The organism is Acinetobacter sp. SwsAc4, assembly GCF_013391535.1.
Taxonomy (GTDB): Bacteria; Pseudomonadota; Gammaproteobacteria; order Pseudomonadales; family Moraxellaceae; genus Acinetobacter.
This window is the reverse complement of sequence record NZ_JACAXC010000003.1, coordinates 60,179-72,930: the sequence shown is the minus strand read 5'-3', so window position 1 is coordinate 72,930 and position 12,752 is coordinate 60,179. Positions and strand designations below refer to the sequence as shown.

The following is a 12,752-nucleotide window of genomic DNA, read 5'->3' as shown; positions in this document are numbered from 1 at the left end:
TTTTTATTCTAAATATCATGAAGATCTTATGCGTGCTGATTGTGATTGCCCAATTAACAGGATGTGTATTTGGACAATCAAGTGAAGTCAAACGTGCTGAAAAATTTTTACAGCGTTTCCAGTGTAGCAACGTGGAGACCAGCCAGCTTGCCACCTCTTCCATTACCAATTTTTATCAACAGACCCTTGCCGCAAACAAGGACAAAGCCAGCACCTATATTGAACAGTATAAAAATGGTGAAGACCTGTTTGACATTCCACTCGATGAAGTTGTACAACAAAAGTACCAGCTCTATCTACAGGCTTGTCAGGCGCTTGGTGGGGTTGCAGCGTCACCTTTAATACCAGTTTCAACCGAACAATGATAAATCAACCTGCCTGATGATTTTTTCTTCTCGGATGCAGCATGATTGAAAAACAACTTGGTTTAAAACATTATATTGCGCTTGGGGTCATCGCCCTTGCCGTGGCAATTGCCAGCATACAGCCGCTTGAGCTTGAGTCCTATCTCCTGCATCAGGTGGGCACCGTGTTTATGCTGGTTGTGCTGATCATCAGCATGAAAAAAATAGGCATCAATTTTTCCAGTTTTTGCTTGTACCTGCTTTTCCTTTTCATCCATATTGTTGCGGCACATTATTTGTACTCCTATGTGCCTTACAATGAATGGTTAAAGTCCCTATTTCATTTTGACCTGAATCAGGTGATGGGCTGGTCTCGCAACATGTATGATCGACTGGTGCATTTTGCTTATGGATTATTGCTTTACCCATTTTTTCTCCGTTGTTTTCAGGTCTGGTTTCCTACCGCAAAACCATTGACTTTGTTCCTGCTGGTGATCCAGTTTGTGATGGCTTCCAGTATGCTCTATGAGTTGCTCGAATGGGGACTATCCATTGGTTTATCGCCTGAAGATGCAGAAAACTATAATGGACAGCAGGGAGATATGTGGGATGCACACAAGGATATGTTTCTGGCCACAATCGGATCAATCTTTACAGGGCTGCTCTATTTAGGCAAAAGCAAAAGAAAAGCACCTTAAACAGGTGCTTTTCTTTGATCAGGACAAATTGATTAAAAATTAGGGTCACGCATCTGAACCAACGTGCTGTTTGCCTTGGCGAGACTATCAGCGATTTTACCCATCAGCGTTGGAATCAGAGTTTCAGCCATTTGTGCCGCCTGCAACCCTAGCTTTTCACCAAAAGTTGGGCGCTTACGGGTATTGATCACATACACATCATGTTTTGGTAATAGGCTTAACAAATATTCATCAGAGGTTTGCAATTTATCAACCAGATTTAATTCACGTGCATCTTCACCGTACCAGTGCTCACCTGTTGCAACCTTAGCAACATCTAATTGTGGACGATACTTCTCAACAAAGTGCTTAAATAAAGAATGGGTTTGTTGTAACTCTTCTTCAAATTTCGCTTTACCTTCTGGCGTATTCTCACCAAACATCGTCACAGTACGTTTGTATTCGCCCGCAGTATACAGCTCGAAATCAACATTATGTTGCTTCAATAAACGATTGAAGTTTGGAACTTGAGCAACCACTCCTATCGAACCTACAACCGCAAAAGGAGCAGAAATAATTTCATTGGCAATACATGCCATCATATAACCGCCACTTGCAGCGACTTTATCCACACAAATCGTGACATTAAAACCGGCATCACGTAAACGAACCAATTGAGCAGCAGCTAGACCATAACCATGAACCATACCACCAGGGCTTTCTAAACGTACAACGACACGGTCATGCCCTGCTTTTGCAGTTGCTAAAATTAAAGTAATTTCTTCACGAATAGTATCTACCGCAGATGCTTGCACATCACCTTTAAAGTCAAGCACATAAATTTTTTGATCATTTTTTTTTCGAATCTTTGCTTCTTTAGCAAGTTGTTGAACGAGTTGTAGTAATTCCAAACGAGATGCTGTTGTTTGTGCAATTCTTTTTCTTTGTTCATTCACACGCGCATTTAAATGACTAATACGAATTTCAGCAGGAAATTTAGGTAAATGGAATAACATAAAGTAAGTGCTCTATAAGTTCGGCTTTATTCGACTAAGATGTGGCCTGTTGAATAAAAATTCAATAGTGATTTTGCAAAATAGATTCATTTTCATCTATCTCATAAAAAAAGAGCCCGAAGGCTCTTTAATTTATTCAGCAAGAATCAACCAAAACGACCCGTAATATAAGCTTCAGTCAATTGATGATCAGGCTGAGTAAAGACTTTTTCAGTTGAATTGACTTCGATCAAATCACCTAAATGGAAGTAAGCAGTACGATCAGATACACGTGCAGCTTGTTGCATCGAGTGAGTTACGATTGCAATGGTATATTGTTCAGAAAGTTCTGAAATCAACTCTTCAATTTTTGCGGTCGCAATTGGATCCAGTGCTGAACATGGTTCATCCATTAAGATGACTTCTGGACTTACAGCAATGGTACGTGCAATACATAAACGCTGTTGCTGACCACCAGATAAACCAGTACCAGGTTGGCTGAGACGATCTTTCACCTCATCCCACAGGCCTGCCTTACGTAGGCTGTTTTCAACAATTTCTTCTAAGTCATATTTATCACGTGCTAAACCATGCAGTTTTGGTCCGTAAGCAACGTTATCAAAAATTGATTTCGGGAATGGATTTGGCTTTTGGAATACCATACCCACTTGAGCACGCAGCAACACTACATCAAGATTTGGATCGTAAATATCTTGGTTATCGAGTGTTACTTTACCAGTCACGCGACAACTGTCAATCGTGTCATTCATACGGTTTAAGGTACGCAGGAATGTTGACTTACCACAACCCGATGGTCCAATAAATGCAATCACTTCATTTTGATAAATATCGATATCAATACCTTTGATTGCTTCAGTTTCACCATAATAAACATGAACATCTTTGGTACTGATTTTCACATCATTTACTTTTGGCTTTTTATTCGATGAAGCTGTTTCAAACTGAGAAACAAACGCAGTATTCGATTGCTGAACTGGCGCTTCAGATGAAGTAAATTCTGTTTGCTGTGGATTCACTGACTTATCCTTTTCTACGGCGTTCATAATATCAATCGTATTCATTGTACTCTCCTCAACTACCAACGCACTTCAAATTTCTTACGAAGCCAAATTGCAAGGCTATTTAAACCAATCATTAATGCAAGTAACACAATAATCGCAGCAGCAGTACGTCCTTCAAAGAAGTTACGTAACTCATTTCCCTGCCATAAATAAACTTGTACAGGTAAGGCTGTTGCCTGATCCAGTGGCGTAGCTGGAACACTCGCAACGAAAGCACTCATACCAATTAATAGTAATGGTGCGGTTTCACCCAAAGCATGTGCAACACCAATAATTGATCCTGTCATGATACCCGGTAATGCCAATGGTAATACGTGATGGAACACTGTTTGAACTTTTGATGCACCTAAGCCAAGCGCTGCCTGACGAATTGAAGGTGGCACAGCTTTTAATGAAGCACGTGTGGTAATAATCACGGTTGGTAAAGTCATGAGACTGAGTACCAGACCACCAACCAACGGTGCAGACAATGGTAAATGCATCCAACCAATAAAAATCGCCGCGCCGAGTAGACCAAATACAATCGAAGGTACAGCAGCCAAATTGTTGATATTGACTTCAATGATGTCAGTCATGATGTTTTTAGGCGCAAATTCTTCAAGATAAATCGCACTTGCAACCCCGATTGGAATTGAAATCAAGATTACAATCAACATCATGAATAACGAACCCATAAACGCGCCCGCTAAACCACTGGTTGCTGGTGAGCTACGAGAGTCTGGACTGATAAATAAATTCGTATTAAATGTATTTTCAATAATACCATTTGCTTTTAGTTTATCTGCAAGTTGACGAACTTCTGGATCAAGCTGCTGTTGGTCATCTGGTAAAGAACGATCAATATTACCTGCTAACCACACATCCACATTGGCGTCCGCTAAGAATTTAATCTCTTCTTTAGTACCAATTAATGCTGGATTCTCAAGCACCATGTCACGTAAACGATAGGCTTCTGAACTCGTGTACAAACTATTCAAATAATCACGTTGTGACTCAAGTGCTGGATCTTTAGCCACAATACCATTAACAATAAGTGCGTCCCAATCCACCATGCCCATTTCAGTTTGCCAAGCCACAAAGCGCTCTTCAAAATGAGCAGGTGTCTCACCAGCAGTCTGCTTTGGCTTTGCTCCTACATTAATAATTGCAGGATCAAAATACACAGGAACGGTCATACTATTTTGCCAAAATGAAGGCAAACCTTTTGCTAAAATACTAACGAACAGTAAAGCAACAAATGCAAGACCAATCATCACCGCAGAGAAACCTGCAAAGCGAAATGCCTTTTCTTTACGATGACGCTTTGCTAGAGAGCTTTGAATGATTGCTTTACGCTGCTCACGTTGTTCAGCAGCTACTTGTGGATCAAATACGTTCTGATCCAGAGGAGATGTATTTGAACTCATTCGTATTGCTCACGATATTTGCGCACGATATATAGTGCAATAATGTTTAAACCCAAAGTAATCACAAACAAAGTTAAACCAAGTGCAAATGCCACTAATGCTTGTGGACTCGCAAAATCTGTATCACCAGTTAACTGTTTAACAATGGTTACAGTCACTGTTGAAACCGCTTCAAATGGATTTGCATGCAATAATGGACTGTTCCCTGCTGCAAGTACCACAATCATGGTTTCACCTACGGCACGAGACACTGCAAGTAGAAATGCCCCTGTAATACCCGGTAATGCTGCTGGTAATACAACTTGGCGAATCGTTTCTGATTTGGTTGCACCTAAACCCAATGAACCATCACGTAACGCGCGAGGAACTTGAGTAATAATGTCATCTGAAAGCGATGAAACAAATGGGATGATCATAATCCCCATGACAAAACCCGCAGTCAGTGCACTTGTTGCATTAATATCAATACCAACACTTTCACCAATCATTTTGAAGAATGGACCAATGACCATTAAAGCAAATACACCATAAACGATGGTTGGAATACCCGCTAATACTTCAATTGTTGGTTTTGCCCAAGAGCGTAAGTTTGGAGATGCATATTCAGCTAGATAAATCGCAATCATCAATCCCACTGGTACTGCAACTAATAACGCAATACCACTGACCATTAAAGTACCCCAAATTAATGGCAAGATACCGTAACTTCCCTCTGCATTACCTGACGTGCTAAAACCTGGATTCCATTCTGTGCCAAAGAAAAAATCTGCTGGACTAACAAAACGGAAAAAATGTAATGCTTCACTCAACATTGACAGTACAATACCAATCGTTGTGAGAATCGCTACACCAGAACATAGGATCAAACCAACATTAATGGCTTTTTCAACATGATTACGAGCACGAAATTGCTGACTCACATGACGTTTTGCCCAAACTAAACCTGCTAAACCAGCACTAATTACGATTGCCAATTTTGCAAAAGAACCTATGGTTTCAAATTTAGCAAGTTGTTGTGCAGCTGCTAGCTCATAAGCTGCTGGATGATCTGTAACCCCAAAACCAGACGCAATCGCTTGAACACGATCGATTAAAACCTCACGGCTTGCTTCATCTAAAGTTGCACTGACCGATGCTGGAATATTGTTAAAAATAATATGTTGAAGGACACTTGGTTCGACCAAATTCCAAATGATCAAAATTAAAAAAGCAGGAACACCACACCACAAAGCGACCAACGCACCATAATAACCTGGACGTGAATGCAAAGTTGCTGAGTTGTTTCCCTTACCTGCTAGGTTACGGCTTTTGCTCAGCCCGATTTGATATGCAATTGCCACAAGGGCTAATAACACACCGATAAGTAGCAGATTCATGTAATCTCCACTGTTTTCTCAATTTTCATCATTTGAAAAAACTTAGTTAGACAAAAAGGCTGATGAACCTAAGTCGCACCAGCCTCCCTTTTAACAATATTACTTAACTGTTTTACCCGCTTTGAAATCAGCTAGAACTTTTGCACGTTCTTTATCGCTCATACTGATCAAGCCAGCTTTTTCTAATTTAGAACCTTTACCAGAAGCTTTCTTATTTAAGAAATATTCTACGTATTGCGGTAAACCTTTAATTGATTTTAAATGCTCGCCTTTCACATAGAAGTAAAGTGCACGAGATACTGGGTATTGACCACTTAAAACTGTTTTCTCAGAAGGTAATACACCATTTACTGTCGCAACACGTAATTTATCGCGGTTTTGGTCATAGAAACCTAAACCAAATACGCCCACTGCATTAGGAGAAGTTTTTAAACGAGCAAGAGTTTCTGTATAGTCACCAGCGATTTCGATTACGCGACCATCTTTACGGAATGTAGAGCACGCTTTTTTCTGAGCTTCTTTATCTAAGTTTTTGAAATAAGCAAATGATTCACAACCCGCTTCAACCATTTTTTCTTGGAACACTTCACGCGTACCATGGTTTGTTGCTGGAATAACTAAAGTAATCGGTTCATTTGGTAAGTCATCATCAATTTGGTTCCATCGTGTATATGGGTTTGGAACCAATTTACCACCTGAAGGAAGCTGTGCAGCTAATGCAGTAAATACATGTACTGGATCTAAGTTATAAGCACCCTTTCTTGAGTTAGACGCAAATACAATACCGTCATAACCAATTTTGATTTCTTGAACTTGATTTACGCCTGCTTTTTTACATGCAGCAAGCTCAGAATCTTTAATTTTACGTGAAGCGTTTGCAATATCGATGGTATTATCGCCAACACCTTGACAGAATTGCTTTAAACCACCTGAAGTACCACCTGAACCAACAACGGGTGCTTTAAATTGCGGGAAGGTATTCCCAAAGTCTTCAGCAACAATACTTGCATATGGTAATACAGTTGAAGAACCAGCGATTTGAATCGTATCACGAGCTGCATTCGCAGTTGTTGCTACGGCTACTCCAGATACAGCTAATGCAATTGCGATATGACGTGGATTTAAGCGCATTCTGTTTTCTCTCATTTATACAATTTGATTTACAACTCTTTTTAATTCAAGTGTTGTACTTTAGTTAACTGCATTTTGAGGAGATAATATGACAATTAAGTGACAACTTTATGACGCTTTTATGATGATCATTTTTTATTTGAAAATTTTCAGTCATAAAGAAATGAATTTTTTGATAAAAATAGCAAAAGAAAATTATCTTAATGATTGTAATTTATAATTTTTTACTTAAAACACGACATATAAGAAATCAAACTAGAAATACAAATTTGACAGCCTTAGTAATGAAAACTATATGACAAATGTCTATGTAATATTAGTTTTAATCCGTCGACTTGGTTCTAAATGAAATAAAATCAGGTTTCCAATAGCCATTTACACGTCTATCTAAAGCTATTCCGAAAATTACTTGAGATTAAATGAAAGGTATATTCATATGAACTAAATCTTTCTAAGCTCAATCTCACAGACTAAAAAATAAAAAAGGCACATGAATGTGCCTTTCTCTTAGAAAGCAAATCGATTAGTCAATCGCTGGAACATAAGTTCCTGCAGCAATTGCATCTTTAATACGATCAGCCTCTGCCAACACAAGTGCAAGCAAGTTTTGAACGTTTTCAAGCGTTGCAACTGGGCTTAAAGTGGTCATCTTCAATGATTGAACATTACCCACTTTGGTTACACCAATATTCGCTTCGCCACGAGCAAACAATTCATCTGCCACGTTTTGGTTTAAGCTATCGATAAATTCAGCAGGATAAGCTTCTGGTACTACACGGAACAGAACTGAAGCGAATTGTGGTTCAACCAACAATTCAAGACCCGCTGTTGCTTTAATATAGTCAGCAACTTCACGTGTAAGTTTCACACCATGATCAATCATTGAACCATAAAGCTCTTCGCCTAATGCTTCAACTGTCATCCATAATTTCAATGCATCGAAACGACGTGTCGTTTGTAATGATTTAGATACAAGGTTAGGTACACCATGTTCTTCATCATAAGCAGAGTTTAAATATTCTGCTTCATAATGCATAAAGCGATAGTTTGCTTCGTCTTTCAACAAGAAAGCGCCACAGCTAATGCTTTGGAAATAATGCTTATGGAAATCAAGTGTGATTGAGTCGGATAATTCAATACCATCTAACATTGCACGATGGTCATTGGAAAGAATCAGTGCACCACCCCAAGCCGCATCAATATGCATCCATGAACCATACTTGGTGGTAATTTCACGGATCTTCTTAAGCGGATCAATCGCACCCGCATCGGTTGTACCTGCTGTCGCTACCACACATGCTACGATTTTGCCTTCAGCCTGAAGATGTGCCATGGTTTTTTCTAGCGCATCTACATCCATCTGTGCATTTTCATTCACAGGAACAGTGACAACAGACTGGAAGCCCATACCCATCATTGCCATGTTCTTTTGCACAGAGAAGTGTGCATTTTCAGAACAAATGACTTTGACGTTTTTCATTGCTTCTGCAGGAATACCATCACGCTGAACTGACCACGGCTTGCCGTTTTCGTCTTGCCAGTTTTTTGAGATGCACCAGTCACGCGCCAGTAACACACCCATCAAGTTTGACTGTGTACCACCAGAAGTGAACACACCTGCTTGACCTGCGCCATAGCCCACTTTTTGGCGTAACCAATCAATAAGTTGAACTTCCATCAATGAACCCGCAGGGCTTTGATCCCAGGAATCCATAGATTGGTTGGTTGCATTGATTAACACTTCCGCAATTTGGCTCATCACCATCGTTGGGCAATGCAAATGTGCAAGTGAGTGTGGATGATGTACTTTTAAACTTTTGTTGAGGAAAAGCTCAACCATACGTTGTAATGATTGTTGTACACCTAAACCTTCTTTTGATGGATTAAAAGAAATTGCTGCACGCAAATCTTTAATACTTCCACCTGTGTACATTTTATCATTTTGCAACCATGCTGAAACGGCTTTAACCGCTTCGCCCATTGCTGACTGATAGTCAGCAATGGATTGTGCATCATTGCAGAGTAACGCTTTACGATGTTCTGCAAAATCAACCATGGATTAGCCTCGTACTGCTTTTAAAGCTTCTGCAATCGCTTTTTTGAAGCGTGCAACCACTTCAACACATTCATCTTGATTGATGATAAGTGGGCAAAGTAAACGAATTACAGTACCGTTACGACCACCTTTCTCAAGCAATAACTTGTTGTTGAAACACGCGGTTTGAATTGCCGCAGCCAATTGTGCATCAGCAGGAAGTGAACCCATATGGTCAGCTGGTTTACGCTCATCAACGATTTCAACGCCGATCATCAAACCACGACCACGGACATTACCGATACATGGGAATTCTTGAGCTAACTTTTTGAATTCAGCTTGTAAGAAGTCACCACGCTCTTGCGCATTTTGAGCTAGGTTTTGTTCAGAAATAGTTTTTAGAACCATTAAACCTGTACCCATGGCCAACTGATTGCCACGGAACGTACCCGTGTGACCTGCTGGCTGCCAAGCATCAAACTTACGCTTAATACCAAGCACGGCTAATGGTAAACCACCACCTACAGCTTTTGACATCACCACAACATCAGGCTCGATACCTGCATGTTCAAAGGCAAACATTTTACCTGAACGTGCAAAACCAGCTTGAACTTCGTCTAAAATTAAAACGATGTTGTGCTTTTCAGTCACTTCACGAATTTTTTGTAACCACTTAACAGGTGCAGTTACGACACCGCCTTCTCCTTGAATTGCTTCAAGAATCACAGCAGCAGGTTTCGTTACACCACTTTCAACATCTTCGATGAAATTTTCAAAGAAGTAAGTCAAAGCATCAACACCCGCTTCACCACCTAAACCAAGTGGGCAACGATACTCATGTGGATATGGCATAAACTGAACGCCAGGCATAAGACCATTCACGGCATTTTTAGCACTCAAGTTACCTGTCATAGACAATGAACCATGAGTCATACCGTGGTATCCACCTGAAAAACTGATCACAGAACTACGACCAGTATATGTTTTAGCGAGTTTAATCGCCGCTTCTGTAGCATCTGCACCAGATGGTCCACAGAATTGTAGGCAATATTCTTCTTTACCGCCTGGCAAGTAAGCCAAAAGTGCTTCAGTAAAAGCATCTTTTAAAGGAGTCGTTAAGTCTAAAGTATGCAAAGGCAAGCCACTTGCCAATGTATCTTGAATACTTTGAATCACCGCAGGATGATTATGACCTAAAGCCAATGTTCCTGCCCCAGCTAAACAGTCGAGGTATTGAGTACCCTCAACATCTGTAACCCAGCAGCCCTGTGCTTTCGCTATCGCTAACGGTAATTTACGTGGATAACTACGAACATTTGATTCCATCTGACTTTGGCGAGTCAAATAATATTCGTTGGATGCATTAGCGGCAGGGTTTACGGAAGTAACGCTCATATCGAATTACCATCTCTGATATGGGTAAAAGAAATAAGTCTGGTGACTTGCGGTCGTTTGACTCGGTGCTTTTTAGAATCTAGTGCAGACACAAGGTTTTATATCTTTCAACTAGGTGCGAGATGATACCTAATTTTGAAATAAAATAAACTCTTTTTATGCCTGACATTCATCTAATAGTATTGAAAAAATGCTTCATTCCAATAACTATGATGAATTATCATCATACTATGTGACAAGCGAAAGAAAGTAAGCTTTTTTTAACAGCCTTAATTTTTTTAGATAAATGGTCAAATACTTAAAGTTAGTTATTTAATTTTAAATATTTTTTAATTAATTTTCCTGTTGCAAAACACTGTTAATATATTACAAAGACACCACAAAATCTGCAGAAGTTCAACATCAGTTCTTTTTAATATGAAAGTTGTAAAAATAAATGTTTAATACCAAATTTTAAGGAATTTTTTATGCGTACTTTAGCACTTACAACATTAATGATCGGAGCTGCACTTAGCCCAAGCCTTTTTGCTCATGAGACTGAAAACTTGAACTATAATATTGTGAATATCCAAGCAGATGCAGCACGCCAAGTTGCCAATGATGAAATGCGTGCTGTGCTTTATATTGAAAGAAGCAATAAGCAACCCGCAGAGCTTTCGAATCAAATCAATCAATTAATGAATCAAGCGCAAGCTATTTCACGTAAATACACACAAGTAAAAGTCGAAACAGGTGCTCAAAGCACTTACCCTATTTATGACAATGATAATAATAAGTTAAAAGAATGGCGAGCGCGCGCAGAAATCCAAATTGAAAGTAAAGACTTTAAAGCAGCAAGCCAGTTGATTAGTGAACTTCAACAGAGCTTTCAGACTCAATCGATTAGTTTTAGCGTATCTGACGAACAACGTAAAAAAGTTGAAAATGAACTGATGATTGAAGCTTCTAAAAACTTTCAGCAACGTGCACAAGCGATTACTCAGGCTTGGAATAAAACGCAATATAATCTGGTCAGTTTAAACCTGAATACCAGCAACTACTTCCCACAACCGATGATGCGTGGCGGTATGGCAAAATTTGCGATGGCTGAGGCAGCTCCAGCACAAGACATGGCGGCTGGTGAATCGAAAATTACTGTCAGTGCCAATGGGTCGATTCAGTTTAAATAAAATCGTAGGAGCGTATCGCATACGCTCCCCTAACATTTATTTTTTTAACGGCAAGGCATATTTAAAAATACGTCCGACAACTTCACCAAATTGCTTTACAAAGCTGGCATTGTTGTAATTCAAACCATATTTTTTACAAACCACTTCAACTTTCGGTGCAATTTGACGATAGCGGCGAGCGGGAATATCTGGGAACAAATGATGTTCAATTTGATGGCTCAAATGTCCCGTCAAAATATGAAATGCTTCCGAGCCAGTCAAATTGGATGAACCACGAATCTGGCGCATATACCAATGCCCACGGCTTTCATCTTGCAGCACTGTTTTAGGAAACACTTCTGCATCTTTGGTAAAGTGACCACAGAAAATAATACTGAATGTCCAGATATTCCGAATACCATTGGCAACCAGATTTCCAGTAAAAACAGGGATTGCCGATGGCCCTGCAATCAATGGGAAAAACACATAATCTTTAAAAAGTTGCTTCGCTATTTTTTTCTGTGCTGGTTGCCATTCTCGTTTAAATTGCGTCATTGATTTACGCTTATAAATCACTTTGCCGAGTTCAAGATTTTGAATCGCAACTCCCCACTGGAATAATAAGCTGAATGGCACAATATAAATCGGTTGAATTAAAGTAAACTTTGTCCAACGTTGTTCGGGAAATAAACGAAATACACCATAACCCACATCATCATCCATACCTTTCACATTGGTATAAGTATGATGTTTGTAGTTATGCGTTTGACGCCAATTATCTGAGGTTCCAACGGTATCCCATTCGTAAGTCTGACCATTAAATTTTGGATCATTCATCCAGTCATATTGTCCATGCATCACATTATGACCTAACTCCATGTTTTCCATAATTTTGGCAAAACCCAATAGCCCCGTTCCTAACAACCATGCTGGTGGAAACCATCCTGCAAACAACAAAGCTCGTCCGAGTAAGCTGCTATAACGGATTGAGGAATAAACACGGCGAATATACTTCGCATCTTTTTCGCCTAAGTCATCTAATACTTCTTGCTTGATCTGATCTAATTCTCGAGCAAAAGCTTCTAATTCTGAAGCAGTTAAATCACGATTTTTAGGATTTTTAAAATATTCAATTTTAACAGGCATATTCATAATTAATTTCT

11 protein-coding genes are annotated in these 12,752 nt (G+C 39.5%); 3 read left to right on the top strand and 8 right to left on the bottom strand.

Annotated elements, in window-relative coordinates; translation table 11 throughout:
• Positions 1-17 precede the first annotated feature (17 nt).
• The gene (locus tag HYG88_RS02925; RefSeq protein WP_178882560.1) at positions 18-365 is read left to right on the top strand and encodes a hypothetical protein; all 348 of its coding nucleotides are present in this window, start codon (positions 18-20) and stop codon (positions 363-365) included.
• Positions 366-406: 41 nt separating this feature from the next.
• The gene (locus HYG88_RS02920; RefSeq protein ID WP_005157906.1) at positions 407-1,042 is read left to right on the top strand and encodes a DUF2238 domain-containing protein; all 636 of its coding nucleotides are present in this window, start codon (positions 407-409) and stop codon (positions 1,040-1,042) included.
• A 32-nt stretch (positions 1,043-1,074) separates the two neighbouring features.
• On the opposite strand, the gene sohB is transcribed toward HYG88_RS02920, so the two are convergent.
• The 7 genes from sohB to HYG88_RS02885 all read right to left on the bottom strand — a co-directional run bounded on the left by sohB (position 1,075) and on the right by HYG88_RS02885 (position 10,441).
• A complete protein-coding gene (gene sohB, locus HYG88_RS02915) occupies positions 1,075-2,037 on the bottom strand; it encodes a protease SohB (protein WP_178882559.1) in 963 nt (320 codons plus the stop codon).
• A gap of 146 nt (positions 2,038-2,183) precedes the next feature.
• Positions 2,184-3,098, bottom strand: coding sequence for a phosphate ABC transporter ATP-binding protein PstB (pstB, locus tag HYG88_RS02910; RefSeq protein WP_218647826.1), 915 nt, complete (start codon positions 3,096-3,098; stop codon positions 2,184-2,186).
• Between the two features lie 14 nt (positions 3,099-3,112).
• Positions 3,113-4,504, bottom strand: a complete 1,392-nt coding sequence (gene pstA, locus HYG88_RS02905; RefSeq protein WP_178882558.1) for a phosphate ABC transporter permease PstA — start codon at positions 4,502-4,504, stop codon at positions 3,113-3,115.
• Positions 4,501-5,880 carry a phosphate ABC transporter permease subunit PstC gene (pstC, locus tag HYG88_RS02900; RefSeq protein WP_178882557.1) on the bottom strand — a complete coding sequence of 460 codons (1,380 nt, stop codon included), beginning with the start codon at positions 5,878-5,880 and terminating at the stop codon, positions 4,501-4,503. The genes pstA and pstC overlap by 4 nt, the downstream gene beginning before the upstream one ends.
• 99 nt (positions 5,881-5,979) lie before the next feature.
• Positions 5,980-7,011, bottom strand: coding sequence for a substrate-binding domain-containing protein (locus HYG88_RS02895; RefSeq protein ID WP_005157915.1), 1,032 nt, complete (start codon positions 7,009-7,011; stop codon positions 5,980-5,982).
• A gap of 523 nt (positions 7,012-7,534) precedes the next feature.
• On the bottom strand, positions 7,535-9,067 hold the full coding sequence (locus HYG88_RS02890) for an aspartate aminotransferase family protein (RefSeq protein ID WP_005157918.1): 1,533 nt from the start codon (positions 9,065-9,067) through the stop codon (positions 7,535-7,537).
• Between the two features lie 3 nt (positions 9,068-9,070).
• Entirely contained in the window at positions 9,071-10,441 is a 1,371-nt protein-coding gene (locus HYG88_RS02885; protein WP_004755817.1) for a diaminobutyrate--2-oxoglutarate transaminase, read from the bottom strand.
• A 467-nt stretch (positions 10,442-10,908) separates the two neighbouring features.
• Between HYG88_RS02885 and HYG88_RS02880 the strand changes: the two genes are divergently transcribed.
• Positions 10,909-11,610 carry an SIMPL domain-containing protein gene (locus tag HYG88_RS02880; RefSeq protein ID WP_178882556.1) on the top strand — a complete coding sequence of 234 codons (702 nt, stop codon included), beginning with the start codon at positions 10,909-10,911 and terminating at the stop codon, positions 11,608-11,610.
• A gap of 36 nt (positions 11,611-11,646) precedes the next feature.
• Here HYG88_RS02880 and HYG88_RS02875 read toward each other — a convergent pair whose 3' ends face one another.
• Positions 11,647-12,741 (bottom strand): acyl-CoA desaturase, encoded by a 1,095-nt coding sequence (locus HYG88_RS02875; RefSeq protein WP_178882555.1) that lies wholly within the window; start codon positions 12,739-12,741, stop codon positions 11,647-11,649.
• Between the last annotated feature and the right edge of the window lie 11 nt (positions 12,742-12,752).